Source organism: Flavonifractor sp. AGMB03687 (assembly GCF_017811815.1).
GTDB lineage: Bacteria > Bacillota > Clostridia > Oscillospirales > Oscillospiraceae > Flavonifractor.
The window spans coordinates 315,067-333,228 of record NZ_JADKZI010000001.1 but is presented as its reverse complement, the minus strand read 5'-3'; the positions used below and the strand labels follow the sequence as shown (position 1 = coordinate 333,228).

The following is an 18,162-nucleotide window of genomic DNA, read 5'->3' as shown; positions in this document are numbered from 1 at the left end:
AGCTATAATCATGCTATACTTTTCCGGCAGAGTGTGCTATGATTTAGCAGGTGTTCGGCCGGTCACGACCGAAACATCTTTTGAAGTGTTGGAAAAGATGCCCTCCCCTTATGATATGGAGGGCTCTGAAAATCTTTCACTAAGGTGACATCACCTTTAGGTTCTCGTGCTTCACGGCGTTGGGGTTCGAGTCCCCATGCCCGCACCACGCGCCGCGGACGCTGAAGCGTTCGCGGCTTTTGTATGTTCGATCGTCTGTGCAGGAGGTTATAGAACATGGATACACTGCATCAACTGATGAATTTTATTGCCGGCAGCCCCAGCCCCTATCACGCGGTCCGCAGCGCCGCCGCTCTGCTGGAGGAGGCGGGCTTTGCCCGGCTGGAGGAATGCGCCCCCTGGACTCTGGAGTGGGGCAATGGCTACTACACCACCCGCAACCAGAGCAGCCTCATCGCCTTCCGGCTGCCCAAGAACCTGGTAACCGGTTGGCGGATGACCGCCGCCCACAGCGACTCCCCTACCTTTTATATTAAGGGCGACGTGCTGGAGGGGGACAAGCGCTATCTCCGTCTGTCTGCTGAGGGCTACGGCGGCATGAACTGTGCCTCCTGGCTGGACCGCCCCCTCACCGTGGCGGGCCGGGCGGTGGTCAAGACCGCTCAGGGCGTGGAGAGCCGCCTGGTCTACCTGGACCGGGACCTGCTCACCATTCCCAGCCTGGCCATCCACCAGCAGCGGGACGTCAACAAGGGCCACGACTACAACGCCCAGAAGGACATGCAGCCCCTGTACGGTCTGGCGGACAGCCCCTCCCTCACCCAGCTGGTGGCGGAGGAGCTGAAGGTATCCCCCGAGGACATTCTGGCCACCGATCTCACCCTCTGCCCCCGGCAGCAACCGGTGGTGCTGGGTCCCGCCGGGGAGCTGTTTCAGGCCCCCCGCATCGACGACCTGGCCTGCGCCTACGCCACCCTGGAGGGCTTCCTCACCGCCCAGACCATGGACAGCACCGGCCACATCTACTGTCTCTTTGACAACGAGGAGGTGGGCAGCAGCACCCGCCAGGGCGCCCTCAGCTCCTTCCTGCCTGACGTGCTCTCCCGCATCGCCCATGTAATGGCCCTGGACCCCCAGCAGGTCCGGCAGGCTCTGGCCGCCAGCATGCTGCTCAGCGCCGACAACGGACACGCCGTCCACCCCAACTTCACCGAGAAGGCCGACCCGGCCAATAAGGTCTACCCCAACGGCGGCGTGGTGGTCAAGCTGTCCGCCAACCAGAAGTACACCACCACCGGCCTCACCGCCGGACTGTTCAAGGCCATCTGCCGGCAGGCCGGAGTACCGGTGCAGGTCTTTGCCAACCGGGCGGACGAGCCCGGCGGCTCCACCCTGGGCAACCTGCTGAGCCAGGCCGTCAGCATCCCCATGGTGGATATCGGCATGGCCCAGCTGGCCATGCACTCCGCCGTGGAGACCGCCGGCAGCCAGGACCCTGCCTACATGGCCAAGGCCTGCGCCGCCTTCTTCCAGACCCACTTCACCCTCACTGCCGACGGCATCTATCAGTTTGCATAAGCACTCTGCTGCGGACCGGAAACGGTCCGCAGCTTTTTTCATAACAGCATACCCCGGCGGGGATTGAGAAAGAAATCGCAACATGCTATAATATGATATATTGCTACAAATTATTTCTGAATTTCCATCGTTATCCGTACTTTTTCACCAATTTTTAGGGGGTATTGTCCTATGGCGGGGGTCCGGCTGGAGCATGTGTCCCGGGAGTATATCATGGGCAAAACGGTGATCAAAGCAGTGGACGACATCAGCTTCACCATCCCCGAGGGCAAGTACACCATCATTCTGGGTGCCAGCGGCGCAGGAAAATCCACGGTGCTCAACATTCTGGGCGGCATGGATTCCCCCACCGGCGGCAAGGTCTTTGTCAACGACAAGGAGATCTCCGGCTTCAACAAGCACCAGCTGGCCCAGTACCGCCGGGAGAGCATCGGCTTCGTGTTCCAGTTCTACAATCTGATGCCCAACCTGACGGTGGAGGAAAACGTGGAGCTGGCCAGCCAGATCTGCCCCAATCCTCTGGACACCCGGGAGGTACTGAAAATGGTGGGTCTGGATGAGCGGCGGCGGAATTTTCCCGCCCAGTGCTCCGGCGGCGAGCAGCAGCGGGGCGCCATCGCCCGGGCTCTGGCCAAAAACCCCGACGTACTGCTGTGCGACGAGCCCACCGGCGCTCTGGACTATGTGACGGGCAAATCCATCCTGGCTCTGCTGTACGACCTGTGCAAGCAGAGTAAAAAGACGGTGGTGGTGGTTACCCACAACGGAGCCCTGGCGCCCACCGCCGACGTGCTCATCCGCATGAAGAGCGGCAAGATCGAATCCTTTGAGGAGAATCCCAACCCGGTGCCGGTACAGGAGCTGGAGTGGTAGCATGATCTGGAAGAATTTTTTCCGCGACCTGCGGCGCACCGCCTCCCGGCTGATCTCGGTGAGCATCATCACCATGATTGCCGTGGTGGTGTACACCGGTCTCAGCGGAATCATTTATAATGTAGACCGGATTATGGGGGACTATTACGACGCCCAGAACGTGGCCGACTATTGGATCTCCGGTTCGGGACTGGACCAGGGGGACTGCCGGGATCTGGCAGCCATCCAGGGGATCACCGGCGTGCAGCCCCGGGTGGTGTTGGACGCCGAGGACCGGCATGACAGCGACCTGACCCTCACCCTCTACGGCGTGGCCGACTTCTCCATCAATACCCCCTATGTGGTGGAGGGCTCCCTGCCCCAGAACAGCCGTGAAATCTTCCTCAGCGACCAGTACGCCGACGCCCACGGCCTGGAGGTGGGGGACTGGTATGAGATCACCCTCACGGGCCTTGGCATCCACCTGCGGCTCCAGATCTGCGGAATCGGCAAGGACCCGGAGTGTCTCTATAACATCAACGCCACCAACCCCTCCCCCGATCTGTCCCGCTTCGCCTTCGCCTATGTGGACGAGGAGGTCCTCAGCGGGGTGCTGGGGGCCAACCAGTATACCCAGATCTGCATCACCACCGCCGACGATGTGCCCGCCTCCGCCCTTCGCACCGCTATTGACGAGGTGCTGGGCAACAAGGTGGTCAACATTCTGGCCCTGAAGGACAACCAGCCCGCCTACTCCCTCATGGAGAGCAAGGACAATCTGGCGCCTATCCTCACCTTCTTCCCCACCCTGTTTTTCCTGTGCGCCGTGCTGATGATGGTGAGCACCATGAACCGACTCATTGAAAACGCCCGCATGGACATCGGCACCTTCAAGGCCCTGGGCTACGACGACCGCACCATCCTTATCTATTACCTGCTCCACGCCCTGCTGGTGGTAGTGGTTGGCTTCCCCATCGGCGCGTTTCTGGGCAAGTACATCGCCGCCCTTATCGTGTGGACCATTGCCACCGGCTGCGACCTGCCGGCCTACACCATTGTCCACGACTTTGCCGCCTGGGGCCGGGCGGCGGGACTCACCGCCCTGTGCTGCCTGGGCAGCGCCTGGCTGGTGGCCCGCTCCCTGCTGAAGGAGAGCCCCGCCCAATGTATGCGCCCCAAGCCCCCCAAGAATGCCAAAACCGTCCTTCTGGAGCGGATCGGCCCCCTGTGGCGGCGGCTGGGCTTCAACACCAAGTACATCATCCGCAACACCTTCCGCAACAAGGTGCGGATGCTCACCTGTATTGTAGGCATCGCCTTCTGTATGGCCCTGGTCTTCATGGCCTTCGCCATCAAGGATTCCATGGACGCCTACTCCGACGCTCTGGCTCAGAACCAGAACAAATACGACGTGATGGCCAGTCTGAACAGCTCGGTGACTGAATCCCAGTACACCCGGCTCATCAACGCCCCCGGCGTCACCGGGGCGGAGCTGGAGATGACCACCGCCTGCTGGATGTACACCGATGACCAGCGGGTCACCTCCACCCTGACTGTAACGGAGGACACGGTCTCCCTCCACCTGTACGATCCCTACGCCGATGGCTCCCTCACCCTGCCGGAGGACGGACTGGTGCTGGAGCAGCTCCTGGCCGACGAACTGGGCGTGGAAGAGGGAGATTTCATTACCCTTCGTTTTACCGGAGATAATCATTACTATACGTTAAGAGTAGCGGAGGTCAACCGCTGTGTCAGCGGCGCCTATGTGAGCCGCAGCCTGTGGCGTGACCTGGGAAAGGGCTACTCCCCCACCACCGCCTACCTCACCACCGGGGACGCCGCCGCGCTGGAAAGCGAGCTGGACCGCTACGACTTTGTGGACGGCTGGCAGAGCCGGGAGGCAGTCACCGCCGCGGCGGTGGAGAAGATGACCAACACCTCTATGGTGGTGTATATCCTCATCGTCTTTGGCGGCGGGCTGGCCTGCATCGTCATCTACAACCTGGGCATCATGAGCTTCTATGAGCAGATCCGCAGTCTGGCCACTCTGATGGTGCTGGGCTTCTTTGAAAAGGAGATCAAGAAACTGCAGCTCAGCGAAAACCTGATCTTCGCCGGGGCGGGTATTCTGTGCGGTATCCCGTTGGGCATTGCCCTGGACCGCTTCCTGATCCTGTCCATCACCGCCATGCCACTGGAGGTAGTCATCACCCCCATGGCCATCGGCCTGTCCTGCGCGGTGACCATGGGCTTCGCGCTGGCGGTCAATGGGATCATCGGGCGGAAAATGCGGGAAATCGACATGTTGGGCGCTCTCAAGAGCGTGGAATAGCACACGGGGGTGTATTCGTATGAAAGCTGTATTCTGGCGGCGTGGGACCGCGCTGTGTACCGTCTTTGGTCTGCTTCTGCTGACCGGCTGCTCCGGCGGGAACAAAGAGGAATACCGCACCGTAAATCCGGATATGGGTCCGGTGGAATACCGGGTGGAGGACACAGGTACGGTGACCTACGCCGACAACTACACCATCGTCCCCACCGTCAGCGGCACGGTGGAGTCCTGCACCTTTGCGGAAGGGGACACCGTGACCGAGGGCCAGGTGCTGTACACCATCGACTCCAGCTCCCTGGAAGACCAGATCGAGCAGGCCCAGCTGTCCCTGGACAGCGCCCAGGCTTCCCTGAGCCAGGCCCAGGCGGCCTGCGCCGACCTGTCGGTGGTATCCCACGCCTCGGGCACCGTTACGGCGGTCAACGTCCATGTGGGGGACATGATCGCCTCCGGCACGCCGGTGGCCCAGGTGGTGGACAATGTGAACCTGAAGCTCACCGTCCCCTTCTCCCTGGAGGACGCCAAGTCCCTGACTCCGGGAGCCGCCGCCGTCATCTCCTTCCCCGGCATGGCGGACACCCTGTCCGGCAAGGTGGTGCGGGTGTATGACACGCCGGTGGCCCTCAGCGGCAGCCGCACCGGCGTCAACGTGGAGTTCTCCTTCCAGAACCCGGGCACCCTGACCAACCAAACCACCGCTACTGCCTCGGTCAACGGGATGCAGTGCATGGAGGCAGGCACCATCTCCTACGGCACCGAGCAGTCCATCTACGCCACCCAATCGGGCCAGGTGCTTACCCTCTCCATTCATGAGGGGCAGACCGTCTCCTCCGGCCAGACAGTGTGCACCCTGAAGAATGACAGCCTGACCAACGCGGTGACCAACGCCCAGATCCAGGTCCGCTCGGCCCAAACCAGCTTGTCCCAGCTGGAGGACCAGCGGGAGGATTACACCATCACCGCACCGGTGGACGGCACCATCCTCAGCCGCACCGCCAAGGAGGGGGATCTGGCCTCCGCGGGCAATCCCATGGCAGTACTGGCCCAGCCGGAGGCCCTGTGCGTCCACGCCAGCATCGACGAACAGTACATCGACCGGGTAGGCACCGGTCAGAGCGTGTCCATCACCTTCACCACCGACACCGGCGAGCAGCGCACCTACGAGGGCTCGGTCCGCCGGGTGGAGGAGACCGGCGTCACCTCCGGCGGCGTCACTGACTACACTGTAGAGATCGCCCTGGAGGACACCGACGGCCTGCGGGACGGCATGAACGTGTCGGTATCCATCCTCACCGAGGGGAAGGAGGACTGCCTGCGGGTGCCGGTAAAGGCGGTGGACGGCGACACCGTCCAGGTGCTGCGAAACGGCAAGGCTGAGACCGTCACCGTGGAGACCGGCATGGTAGGCAGCACCTATATCGAGATCCTCTCCGGGCTCACCGAGGAGGACGAAGTGATCCTACCTTAATATAACGAAAGCGCGGAACCAAACGGTTCCGCGCTTCGTTTCAATCAACGACGCCAGTAACAGGATGGACCTGGGTCTCTTTGGCGGTGGGTACACTCTTCACCAGGTCGGCAGCCTGTTCCGGCTCCAGTCCCCGGATGGACCAGGTAACGGCCACCGTACCTCCGTCCGTCTCCTGGCAGTAGACGGTAAAGGTATCATAGCGCCAGCCGGGGGTATCCCCCTGGTCATCGTCCACATAGCGGCCCAGCCCCTCCAGCGTCTGGGCATCCACCTCATGAGGCAGGAGATTGCCGGGCAGCTTTTCCTCGGTACGGGGTGTCAGCAGCTGCTCCACCCGCACGCTGATATTGTCATAGCCCCGGCACCACAGAATACTCAGGCTGTCCTCCACCTCGTCAAAGTGCCACTGGGCTCTCTCAAAGGTAAAGCCATCGGGCAGCAGGTCCTTATCGGGCAGATATTCGGACAGCTCCTGCTGATAGGCCTCGCCCTGGGTCAACTCCCCGCTGCCGTAGAGCCGGGCGGTACCCAAATGCAGATGGTCGGCATCCATGGTTTCAGGTGTCAGGCCCTCGGCGGTAAAGCCCTCATGCCCCACCACCAGGCTGGTCAGCCGGGCTCCCGTCTCCGCCTCCCCGCTGTTGCAGGAGAAGGAGACCCCCATCTCCCCATCAAAGTAGTGGGCGTGGTACACATGCTCCTTGGCATCGTCCCCATCGCTATCGTAATATAAGGAGTAGGTAGTGACCTCCATGCCGTCCACATTTTCCACTCCGGCGTCGGCATAGATGAGGTCGATCAGGGGCTCCCGGCCGGGCCACAGCTCCAGCATCAGTCCCTCTTCTCCCCGGATTCCCCAGATCTGGATCCGCCAGGGATTGCCCTCGCCGTCGTAAGTCACCATGCCATCCAGGCCAAAGCCGGTCCAGTCCAGTGTCCAGGGCACCTGGTCGGTACCCCCCAGGACGGTGATGATCTCCTGAGCAGACATTACCTCCATAAACCACCCATCCGGCGGGGCGTAGTCGGCGGCCATGGCGTCTGAGCTGGTACAGTCGGGGTAGTCATAGCCAGGGATATTGGGGAAGCTGTGGGGCTGGCCCTCAAAGGGGTCTTCCACCACCAGAGTATATTCACTCTGCTGGTTGCCCGCCGGGGTGGCCGCCGCCCCGATATTGAGCTGTGTCTCCGCCCGGCCCTGCCACAGCTGCCAGCCGCCCACCGCCGCCACCAGGCAGCAGGCCGCCAATGCCCCCACCGCCAGAGCGGGGCGGGACCGCCGGGGGCGCTCCCCCGCCAGAATCCGGTCCCGCAGCTCTTCGGGGGCCTGGATGCGATCCATATAGGTTCGATATCGGTTCATGGCTCTTCTCCTTTCAGCAGTGCCCCCAGCTTTGCCCGGGCCCGGGTGAGCCGGGAGCGGACGGTGCCCTCCCGCCAGCCTGTCATTTCGGCGATTTCCGCCGTCTGGTACCCCTCATAATAATAAAGGTGGAGCACGGTGCGGTCTTTGGCGGGCAGTTTCCCGATGGTCTCCATCAGACTCTGCTCCTCCGGTCCGGCGGCGGGGTAGGTGTCCAGCAACGGTGCGGTGCGCCGCCGCCAGGGGGAGCGCAGGCGACTCTTGCAGCCATTGACCGTGACCCGCAGCAGCCAGGCTTTCTCATGGGCGGGACTCTCAAAGTCCGGGGCCTTTTCCAGGCAGCGAAGGAAGGCGTCCTGTACCGCGTCCTCCGCCTCATGGGCGTCCCCAAGGATGGCCAGAGCGGCCCGGTACAGGGTATTCTCATATTGAAACAGCAGGGTCTCCAACCGGTTGGATTCCATCCTCTCCCCTCCTTTCACCCTTATATACGCTTTTAGACGGGGTTTTGCTGCAAAAGAGCCAAAAAAAGATCCGGAGGAATTTCCTCCGGATCTTGATAAAGGGCGCTTAGACTTACTTGGCGGTGACAACGCTCACGTCGTCCTTGCCCACGATCAGGACGCGCCAGATGAAGATGGCCAGGAACAGGGCAGCCACCACGATGCCGATGGGGTAAGCAATGGCGGTGGACAGGTTCAGGCACTCGGGAGCCTGGATGAAATAGGTCACAGACACCGCGGACATGAAGGTAGCAGGCAGAGCCGCGATGAAGCATGCCTTGGGGGGATAGCCAAACTTATGCAGGAACACGGCGCCGGTCCACAGCACGATCATAGCCAAGGTCTGGTTGGCCCAGGAGAAGTAACGCCACAGCACGTCCCAGGGCAGCGCCAGAGCAATGACGGCGCCCACGCCCAGCAGGGGGATGGACAGAGCGGCACGGGGACCCACCTTGGACTGGTCGATGTGGAACCAGTCGGCGATGGTCAGACGGGCGGCACGATAAGCGGTATCGCCGGAGGTGATGGGGCAGGCAATGACGCCGATCATGGCCAGGATGCCGCCTACAGTGCCCAGCAGGCCGGTGGAGATCTGGAACACCACATCACCGGCGCCGCCGGCAGCGATGGCGTTGGTCAGGCCGGTCATGCCGTCCAGCAGAGATCCGTGGTTGGTATAATAGGTGACACCGGCAGCGGCCCAGATCAGAGCAATGATGCCCTCGGCCACCATGGCGCCGTAGAAGATGGTGCGGCCCTGCTTCTCACTGGTGATGCAGCGGGCCATCATGGGAGACTGGGTGGCATGGAAGCCGGAGATGGCGCCGCAGGCCACGGTCACAAACATCATGGACCACTTGGGCAGTCCGCCGGGATGAGCGGTGGTCAGACTGGCCAGAGACAGCTCGGGCATATCCCCACCCATTTGGGTCAGGATGCCGCCGCCGATGCCCAGGGCCATAACGATCAGGCAGATACCGAACACAGGATAGAGCTTACCAATGATCTTGTCGATGGGCAGGAAGGTGGCAATCAGGTAGTAGAGCATGATGACCACCAGCCAGAACATGGTGGACAGATAATCAGGGGTCAGCTTGGCCAGCAGGCCGGCAGGGCCAACGGAGAAGTTGACGCCCACCATCACCAGCAGCACCACAGAGAACACACGCATGATGAAGGTGATGACCTTGCCCATGTAGAGGCCCACGACCTCGGAGATGGACTTACCGTCGTTTCGCTCGCTCATCATACCGGACAGGAAGTCATGGACACCGCCGCCCAGGATGGTACCAAAGACGATCCACAGATACACCGAGGGGCCCCAGCAGGCACCGGACAGTGCACCGTAGATAGGACCAAGGCCGGCGATATTCAGCAGCTGGACCAGGAAAATACGCCAGGTTTTCATCGGGACGTAGTCCACACCGTCGGGGTGGGCCACCGCAGGGGTCGGACGGTCATCAATCCGGAAGATCTTCTCCACCAGCTTACTGTAGGTGAAGAAGCCCACGATCAGCAGAATCAGGCAAACAAAAAACGTAACCATACAGGAACCTCCTCAAACTGCCTCCGAGCAGAGCCGCGCGCCCTCTGTCCCAGGAGCAAAGCATAGCAGGCGGAGCGATGTCAGCTGAAACATCCCTACCGCCTGAAGCGTCTACATTATAGTTCCACATTCGCAAAAGTCAAGAGGTTAATCAAAAAAATTCCTTCAAATTTTGTCTTTTTCCTTCATTTGTAATGATTTTCCTTCCTTATGCTGTAAATTTTCATGATATTTCCTTCATTTCCAATCATATTATTCCTTTTTTAGCAATATCAAGATATGATATAGGATGATCACAATCTTCCTGGATACGGAAACCGAACATAACATCCATCACACGCAAGGAGGACTCACATGTCAGAACAGACCGACCAGCGCCTGGCCGTGCTCATTGACGCGGACAACGCCCCCCGCTCCGCCCTGAGCGACATCATGGCAGAGGTGGCGGTATACGGCACCCCCACCATCAAACGGATCTACGGGGACTGGACCACTCCCAACCTGGCCTCCTGGAAGGGGCTGCTGCTGGAGAACGCCATCACCCCCATCCAGCAGTACAGCTACACCACCGGCAAAAACGCCACCGACTCGGCCATGATCATCGACGCCATGGACATCCTGTACACCGGCCAGGTGGACGGCTTCGTCCTGGTGAGCAGCGACAGCGACTTCACTCGCCTGGCCGTCCGACTGCGGGAGGCGGGCAAGAAGGTATACGGCATGGGGGAGCGCAAGACCCCCAACCCCTTCATCGTGGCCTGCGACAAATTTGTCTATATCGAGGTCATCCGGGCCGCCGCCGAGCAGGCGCAAGCGGAGGAAGAAAAGTCCAAGAACCAGAAGCCCCAGAAAAAGAAGGAGGCCCCTGCCCAGAACCAGGAAGGAGAGCGCAAGGTACCCAAGGCGGTGGTCAAGCTCATCGCAGAGTCGGTGGACACCATTGCCGACGAGGACGGCTTCGCCGCCCTGGGCGAACTGGGCAACCTGCTGGTGAAAAAGCAGCCCGACTTCGACCCCCGGAACTTCGGTTTCTCCAAGCTGTCCAAGCTGGTGAAGTCCCTCCCCCGGTTCGAGGTGGATGTGCGCCCCACCAGTCAGCCCAACGTCACCCACATCCTGGTGCGGGACAAGCAGAGCAAATAGAAATCATATCCAGTTTGTGCCATGGGCAGCTGCGAAATATACAGCTTCCCATGGCTTTTTTTGTGCATTTTTCAGAAAGACAGATGGGATTCCATAGGGTATAATAATGCGGACTGAGCGGCGGATGGAAAACTTCTGTAAACCGCTTGTCCAAAAGTCCCATTTGCCTTAACAGAGGTATATTCCCGGTGAAATCAGGGCAAATTACCGCTGCAGGGCCCCATGAAAGTCTCAGAAAAGAAACCTCTTTGACTTTACTGCAAGTTATGGTATAATATATGTGTATTGGAGCGCTCTGAGGAAAATGAGCGCTTTTAGATGCTTTACCGTGCCGGAGTTTTCCGGACCTGGATCCCGCCGGTGAGGGTGTGTTCCCCGGTGGAAGGAATAGAGGGTTGCATTTTGACAAAGTATGTAATTCATGGCGGAAAGCCGCTTTTTGGTGAAATCGATATCAGCGGCGCCAAGAATGCCGCCGTTGCCATCATCCCCGCCGCCCTGCTGGTGGACGGGGTCTGCCGCATTGAGAATCTGCCGCAGATCAGCGACGTGACGCTGCTGCTCAACATCCTGCAGGAGCTGGGCGCCGACGTGCGCACTGTCAACCGTACCACGGTGGACGTGGACTGCTCCCACATCCGCAACGCCCGGGTGCCCGAGGAGCTGGCCCGCAAGATCCGGGCCTCCTATTACCTGATCGGCGCTCTGCTGGGCCGCTTTGGCTCCGCGGAGGTTCCCCCGCCCGGCGGCTGTGACTTCGGCGGCCGGCCCATTGACCAGCATATCAAGGGTTTTGTGGCCATGGGGGCCAATGTGGACGTCCGGGGCGGCTATATCCATGCCAAGGCCGCCAATGGCCGCATGACCGGTACCCAGATCTATCTGGACATCGTCTCCGTGGGCGCCACCATGAACATCATGCTGGCCGCCGCTCTGGCCGACGGCATGACCATCATTGAAAACGCCGCCAAGGAGCCCCACATCGTGGACCTGGCCAACTTCCTCAACTCCATGGGCGCCAAGATCATGGGCGCCGGTACCGACGTCATCAAGATCCGGGGCGTGGAGCGGCTCAGCGGCGGCACCTATTCCATCATCCCCGACCAGATCGAGGCGGGCACCTACATGACCGCCGTGGCTGCCACCGGCGGCGAGGTCCTCATCAAGAACGTCATCCCCAAGCACCTGGAGTGCATCACCGCCAAGCTGCTGGAGATGGGCGTGGACGTGGAGGAGCGTGACGACGCCGTGCTGGTGCGCCGTCACGGCAAGCTGACCCGCACCAACGTCAAGACCCTGCCCTACCCCGGCTTCCCCACCGATATGCAGCCCCAGATCGCCGCTGTCCTCTGTCTGGCGGAGGGCACCAGCGTCATCACTGAGGGCGTGTGGGACAACCGGTTCCGGTACGTGGATGAGTTCCGCCGCATGGGCGCTCAGATCCAGGTGGACGGCAAGATCGCCGTCATCGAGGGCGTGGAGAAATTTACCGGCGCCCGCATCCAGGCCTGCGACCTGCGGGCCGGCGCGGCCATGGTCATCGCCGGTCTGGCCGCTCAGGGCACCACCGAGATCGGCTGCATCCACCACATTGAGCGTGGCTACGAGGACATCGTCCGTAAGCTCTCCGGCGTGGGCGCCGACATCCGCGTGGTGGTCACCCCCGACGAGGATAAGCAGGCCCAGGTGGGCTGATATCAAACCAATATGCAACAGCAGGCGGAGAGAGTTCATCTCCCGCCTGTTTTTTCTGGAAAGGAGCGATTTTGTGCTGGAACTGTGTACCCTGGCCAGCGGCTCCAGCGGCAACAGTCTGCTGGTGAGCGACGGCAACACCCACATTCTGGTGGACGCCGGTATCTCCTGCCGCCGGATCACCACCGCCCTGAAGGGGCTGGGCATCGACCCCGCCAGCCTGTCCGCCGTACTCATTACCCATGAGCACACCGACCACATCTCCGGTCTCACCACCCTGACCAAGCAGCGGAAGGTGCCGGTGTACGCCAGCCGAGGCACCGGGCGGCAGCTGTGCTACCGCATCGCCTTCCTGGACGAGGTGCTCCACCCCTTTACGCCGGGGGAGTCCTTCTCCATCGGCTCCATCGACATTGAGACCTTCCCCACCCCCCACGACGCCGCCGAAAGCACCGGCTACGCCCTGTCTCAGGGCGGACGCAAGGCGGCGGTGGTCACCGACCTGGGCCATGTGACCCCTGAGGTGGAGGCAGGCATCCGGGGAGCCAATCTGCTGGTGGCTGAGGCAAACCACGATGTGGAGTGGCTCCGCTCCGGCCCCTATCCCTACTTCCTCAAGGACCGCATCCTGGGGAACCGGGGCCACCTGTCCAACGAGGCGGGAGCGGCACTGGTATGCTCCGCCGTGGCGGCTGGGGCCTCCACCGTGGTGCTGGCCCACCTGTCCCATGAGAACAACACCCCGGAGCGGGCCCGGCAGGTGGTGGGAGATTCCCTCACCCGCATGGGAGCGGTCCCCGGACGGGACGTACTGCTGGACGTGGCGCCCCGCAGCGAGCCGGGACGGAGGTATGCGGTATGAAAGGTGTCTCCATTCACATCATCTGCGTGGGCAAGCTGAAGGAAAAGTTCTACATAGACGGAGCGGCGGAATACGTCAAGCGGCTGGGTGGCTACTGCAAGCTGCAGCTTACCGAGCTGCCCGAGGAGCGGCTGCCCCAGAACCCCTCCCGGGCCCAGATCGACGCCGCTCTGGAGAAGGAGGCAGCCGCCGTCACCGCCAAGCTTCCCAAGGGAGCGGCGGTGGTGGCCCTGTGCGTGGAAGGTGAGCTGCTGTCCAGCGAGAAGCTGGCTGCTAGACTGGAGAAGTGGACGGGCAGCGGTACCAACACCCTGGTCTTCCTCATCGGCTCCTCCTACGGCATGCATCCCTCCCTGAAGGAAAAGGCCAATCTGCGCCTGTCCATGTCCCCCATGACCTTCCCCCACCATCTGGCCCGGGTCATGCTGCTGGAGCAGATTTACCGCTGCTTCAAGATCCAGGAAGGCTCCGGATACCACAAGTAAATATCCGGTATTATTTGACAGCATACGGCGTAAACTTCCAAAAAACAGGGTGGATATACCGGTCAGTTTGTGCTATAATCACAAGCGCAGAGATGTGCTTTTGCTGAAATTGAGGTATTGGAGGTAATTCCCATGGCTTATCGTGATGTATATGAGAAGTGGCTCAACAGCCCTGCCCTCAGCGAGGCTGAGAAGGCGGAGCTGCAGTCCATCTCCGGTGACGAGAAGGAGATCGAGAGCCGCTTTTTTGCTCCTCTGGAGTTTGGTACTGCCGGTCTGCGCGGCACTATGTGCGTTGGCCTGCATCAGATGAATATTCATGTAATCCGTCACGCCACCCAGGCCTTTGCCGAGGTCATCAAGGCCGAGGGCCCCGAGGCGGTGGAGCGGGGCGTGGCCGTGTGCTACGACTGCCGCAACAATTCCGAGACCTTCGCCCGTGAGACCGCCTGCGTCATGGCGGGCAACGGCATCAAGGTCCGTCTGTTCGACGCCATGCGTCCCACCCCTGAGGTGTCCTTCGCCGTGCGGGAGTACCACTGCATCGCCGGCGTCAACGTGACTGCTAGCCACAACCCCAAGGAGTACAACGGCTACAAGGTCTACTGGCAGGACGGCGCTCAGCTCCCCCCCCACCACGCCGCCGCCATCGCCGCCAAGATGGAGGAGCTGGACCTGTTCGACTCCATCCAGCGCATGGACTATGACGAGGCGGTAAAGGCCGGCCTCATCACCCTGATGGGCGCGGAGACCGACGAGAAGTTCCTGGAAAACGTAATGGGCCAGGTCAATGACAAGGCCGCTGTGGAGAAGGTGGCCGACACCTTCAAGATGGTGTACACCCCCTTCCACGGCACCGGCTACAAGCTGATCCCCGAGGCGCTGCGCCGCCTGGGCATGAAGCACGTCATCTGTGTCCCCGAGCAAATGGTCATTGACGGCAACTTCCCCACCGTGGTCTCCCCCAACCCGGAGAATCCCGAGGGCTTCTACCTGGCTGTGGATCTGGCCAAGAAGGAAGGCGCCGACTTCATCCTGGGCTCTGATCCCGACGCCGACCGCGTGGGCATCATGGTGCGCAACAACCAGGGCGAGTACATCACCATCTCCGGCAACCAGACCGGCGTACTGCTGCTGGACTACCTGATCGGCGCCAAGCAGCGCACCGGCAAGATGCCGGACAAGCCGGTGGCCCTGAAAACCATCGTCACCACCGAGATGGCCCGCAAGGTGGCCGAGACCAACGGTCTGGCCTGCTATGACACCTTCACCGGCTTCAAGTTCCTGGCCGAGAAGAAGGACAAGCTGGAGAACGCCGGCGAGGGCAAGGTGATCTTCGCCTACGAGGAGAGCTACGGCTACATGCTGGGCGACTATGTCCGGGACAAGGACGCCGTCACCGCCGCCCTCTCCCTCACTGAGATGGCCGCCTGGTACGCCGGACAGGGCATGACCCTGTACGATGCCCTCCAGAAGTGCTACGAGAAGTACGGCTTCTACGGCGAGAAGACCCTCAACCTGGTAATGCCCGGCCTGGACGGCCTGAAGAAGATGGCCGACCTGATGGCCGGTCTGCGGGAGCACCCCCCGGTGGAGATCGCCGGTGTGGCGGTGGCCCAGCAGAAGGACTACAAGGACGGCTCCGTGGTCAATGTGGCCGACGGCGCCAAGAGCACCATGGAGCTCTCCGGCTCCAACGTGCTGCGCTACGAGATGGCCGACGGCACCAGCCTCATCGTCCGTCCCTCCGGCACCGAGCCCAAGGTCAAGGTGTATATCCTGGCCAACGGCGCCACCAAGGACGCGTGCGACGAGAAGGTAACTAAGTACGCCGCCTGGGCTGAGAGCCTGAAGGGCTAATTTCATACCCACAAACAGCAAAGACCGCCCCTGCTGACGCAGGGGCGGCCTTTTTGTTCATAAAAACGGGGCGTGCCGGCGGCACGCCCCGTTTTTGGATGGGTCTTATTCCACCACGACCATACGGACCTTGCCGCCGTCCTCCGGCGCTTTGTCGTAATAGATGGTCATGGTCTCTGCGTAGGCACGGGCCTGGTTCAGGGCGTCCATGGGATCCTCCGCAGTGAACCAAAGCTTGTTGGCCTTGTTGTAGCACACCACCTTCTCCGAGATGGGAAGCATCATGTCGGGCAGGGTCAGGGTCTTGCTCTCCATGTCGAAGGCGCTGCGGCGCACATTCTTCACTTCCTTCAGGACCACATAGCTTGCCAGCTTGGAGTAGCTGTCCAGCTTGTTCAGGGAGGCAACCACACCGCCCGGCGTCTTCAGGTCGATGTTGTTGGCGTGACCCACCAGCTGCAGCTCACTCTCCTGTCCGGCGGTGTTCAGGTGGACCACCGGGTTGGTAATGGGCTGGCCGTTGAATACGCCGCCGATCTCCTCTTCCGTCTCCCAGATAAAGCCGTAGCTGTACTGGTCGCCGGTGACGTCGTCCAGCACCAGAATGCTGTACCGTCCGGCGTAGTCCTTGGCCCCATAGAGGATCTTGGAGGATGGCACGGTGTTGCAGGTGATCTGGCTGTACTTGACAGGCTTCAGGGCGCTGCTGCCCACCTTCTCATAGATGGCCACGTTGTCCGCCAGCGGCACGTCGCCCACGGTACGCTGGGCCACATTGAGGCTGCCCTTAACGCCGCCGCCGTTGCCGGCGGTCACCTTGTTCAGGCTGATCTGGCCCGCCTTGTAAGAGGATACGATGACCAGCTCGCCCATCATCTTCTCGGCGCTCTCGCCCTTGTAGGAGGTCTGACCCTTCAGCTCGCCCAGCGCCTTGTCCAGCATAACTACGGTGGCCTGGCCGTCCTCGCTGATTTCAGACACATAGCCCACGCTGTTGGAGCGGGCGGTCTTGCTGCTGACCACACCGGCCACACGGCCGTCCTCGGTAAGCAGCAGGGTGATCATATCGCCGATCTTGAAGTTCTGCAGGTCCTCGGCAGCTCCGGGCAGAACGGTGAACTTCTTGCCCAGTACCGTAATGGTCACAGGGGCCGCCGGGCTGGGATCCACGTTCTCGTAGGAACCGGTCAGCTTCAGGTCGGAGATATACAGGATCTTGGAGATGCTGTCGTAGGTGGCCACGTCGTACTGACGGATATCCTTTACATCAGCGGGGATACCGTTCTTGTAGATCTGGTAATCGGTATCGCCGCCGGTCAGAGCGGTAAACGGATTGCCGTTGGGCTTGTTGCGGGCCACCATGGCATCGCCGCCGGAACCCAGGCCGGCCAGGAACAGGTAGCTGATCTTGCCCGCCTCGTCGTAATAGATGGTTGCCGAGCTGCCCGGACCACGATCCAGATAGATGTCCTTATAGGTCTTTTCCTCGCCGTTCAGGTAGACCGGCGTATCGGGCTCAATGCGGATCTTGGTGCCGTCCAGCAGTTCGATCCAGGTGGCATCCCAGACGGCCACGCTGACCACCCGGCGGGTCACGTTCTCCTTGGGCTGGAAGGCCAGCAGCTTGCCCCGCTTATCCAGCACGATCTGGCCGGGCATGCCCTCCAGGCTGCTGTCCAGGCCCACCCGGTCGGTGCGGTAGGTACCGGTGGTGGTCTTGACCGCGCCGGAGGCACCGGCGAAGGTGGCGTTGACGTCCAGCAGAATGCCGCCGTCCTCGATCTTGCCGCCCAGGGTGGTAAGATAGGGATCCTCGCTGTCCTTGGTGTTGGCGAAGATCACGTTGTAGAACAGGATAGCCGCCTGGCCACGGGTCAGGTTGGAGCTGCCGTCCAGCTCCAGGCCGTTGAGCAGGCCCCGGGAGAGGGCCAGGCCCATATAGCCGTCATACCAGTTGCCGCCGGTGGCCACGTCGCCGTTGCCGTAGCCCAGCACCCGCATGAGGATGGTGACAGCCTCGCCGCAGGTGATGACCCGGTCGGGCCGGAAGGTACCGTCACCCACACCCATAATCAGGCGGGTGCCGGGGTTGCTCTCCCCCTCCCCACTGGAGCTGCTGCCGCCCACGGTGATGGAGGTGGCCAGGTTGATGTAGCCGCGAGCCCAGTGCTTGGGGCCCACGTCGGTGAAGATGGTGCGGCTGCGCTGGGCGGGCTCCTCGTCCCCCCGGCCCATGATCTCCACCGCCATCTTGCAGAACTCGCCCCGGGTCAGGGTGCCGTTGGGGCGGAATGCGCCGGTGCCGTCGCCGGACACCACGCCCATCAGCCGCAGCATCTCCGCCGCGTTGGCCTGTTTGGGGTCGGTAATGTCGGTAAAGCCCGTCTTCCCCGCCGCAGAGGACGGCAGGATCAGCAGCCCGGCCAGCAGCGCCGCCGCCAGCAGGCCGGAGAGCCATTTTCTCACTTTCAT

General features: G+C 61.6%; 13 protein-coding genes. 9 read left to right on the top strand and 4 right to left on the bottom strand.

The window, feature by feature from the left end:
• The first annotated feature begins 276 nt into the window (after positions 1 to 276).
• The 4 genes from J9789_RS01600 to J9789_RS01585 all read left to right on the top strand — a co-directional run bounded on the left by J9789_RS01600 (position 277) and on the right by J9789_RS01585 (position 6,230).
• A complete protein-coding gene (locus J9789_RS01600) occupies positions 277 to 1,578 on the top strand; it encodes a M18 family aminopeptidase (protein ID WP_209341588.1) in 1,302 nt (433 codons plus the stop codon).
• A gap of 171 nt (positions 1,579 to 1,749) precedes the next feature.
• Entirely contained in the window at positions 1,750 to 2,451 is a 702-nt protein-coding gene (locus tag J9789_RS01595; RefSeq protein ID WP_209341586.1) for an ABC transporter ATP-binding protein, read from the top strand.
• 1 nt (position 2,452) lies between these two features.
• Positions 2,453 to 4,762 carry an ABC transporter permease gene (locus J9789_RS01590; RefSeq protein ID WP_209341585.1) on the top strand — a complete coding sequence of 770 codons (2,310 nt, stop codon included), beginning with the start codon at positions 2,453 to 2,455 and terminating at the stop codon, positions 4,760 to 4,762.
• A gap of 19 nt (positions 4,763 to 4,781) precedes the next feature.
• On the top strand, positions 4,782 to 6,230 hold the full coding sequence (locus J9789_RS01585; RefSeq protein WP_209341583.1) for an efflux RND transporter periplasmic adaptor subunit: 1,449 nt from the start codon (positions 4,782 to 4,784) through the stop codon (positions 6,228 to 6,230).
• 40 nt (positions 6,231 to 6,270) lie between these two features.
• Here the strand turns inward: J9789_RS01585 and J9789_RS01580 are convergent, their stop codons facing one another.
• From J9789_RS01580 to J9789_RS01570, 3 genes are all read right to left on the bottom strand, one after another.
• Positions 6,271 to 7,596 carry a hypothetical protein gene (locus tag J9789_RS01580; RefSeq protein ID WP_209341582.1) on the bottom strand — a complete coding sequence of 442 codons (1,326 nt, stop codon included), beginning with the start codon at positions 7,594 to 7,596 and terminating at the stop codon, positions 6,271 to 6,273.
• Positions 7,593 to 8,060, bottom strand: a complete 468-nt coding sequence (locus J9789_RS01575) for an RNA polymerase sigma factor (protein ID WP_209341580.1) — start codon at positions 8,058 to 8,060, stop codon at positions 7,593 to 7,595. Before J9789_RS01575 ends, J9789_RS01580 begins: the two co-directional genes overlap by 4 nt.
• 112 nt (positions 8,061 to 8,172) lie before the next feature.
• Positions 8,173 to 9,645 carry a carbon starvation protein A gene (locus J9789_RS01570; RefSeq protein ID WP_209341578.1) on the bottom strand — a complete coding sequence of 491 codons (1,473 nt, stop codon included), beginning with the start codon at positions 9,643 to 9,645 and terminating at the stop codon, positions 8,173 to 8,175.
• A gap of 354 nt (positions 9,646 to 9,999) precedes the next feature.
• Here J9789_RS01570 and J9789_RS01565 point away from each other — a divergent pair, with 354 nt between their 5' ends.
• The 5 genes from J9789_RS01565 to J9789_RS01545 all read left to right on the top strand — a co-directional run bounded on the left by J9789_RS01565 (position 10,000) and on the right by J9789_RS01545 (position 15,690).
• A complete protein-coding gene (locus J9789_RS01565) occupies positions 10,000 to 10,788 on the top strand; it encodes an NYN domain-containing protein (protein ID WP_209341576.1) in 789 nt (262 codons plus the stop codon).
• A 402-nt stretch (positions 10,789 to 11,190) separates the two neighbouring features.
• Positions 11,191 to 12,483, top strand: a complete 1,293-nt coding sequence (locus J9789_RS01560; RefSeq protein ID WP_209341573.1) for a UDP-N-acetylglucosamine 1-carboxyvinyltransferase — start codon at positions 11,191 to 11,193, stop codon at positions 12,481 to 12,483.
• A 73-nt stretch (positions 12,484 to 12,556) separates the two neighbouring features.
• Positions 12,557 to 13,345: an MBL fold metallo-hydrolase gene (locus J9789_RS01555; protein WP_209341571.1), complete on the top strand. Its 789-nt coding sequence runs from the start codon at positions 12,557 to 12,559 to the stop codon at positions 13,343 to 13,345.
• Positions 13,342 to 13,830 (top strand): 23S rRNA (pseudouridine(1915)-N(3))-methyltransferase RlmH, encoded by a 489-nt coding sequence (gene rlmH, locus J9789_RS01550; RefSeq protein ID WP_209341569.1) that lies wholly within the window; start codon positions 13,342 to 13,344, stop codon positions 13,828 to 13,830. Before J9789_RS01555 ends, rlmH begins: the two co-directional genes overlap by 4 nt.
• A gap of 132 nt (positions 13,831 to 13,962) precedes the next feature.
• Complete coding sequence (locus J9789_RS01545; protein ID WP_209341567.1) at positions 13,963 to 15,690, top strand: phospho-sugar mutase; 1,728 nt, start codon at positions 13,963 to 13,965, stop codon at positions 15,688 to 15,690.
• Positions 15,691 to 15,795: 105 nt separating this feature from the next.
• Here J9789_RS01545 and J9789_RS01540 read toward each other — a convergent pair whose 3' ends face one another.
• Complete coding sequence (locus J9789_RS01540; RefSeq protein ID WP_209341565.1) at positions 15,796 to 18,162, bottom strand: S-layer homology domain-containing protein; 2,367 nt, start codon at positions 18,160 to 18,162, stop codon at positions 15,796 to 15,798.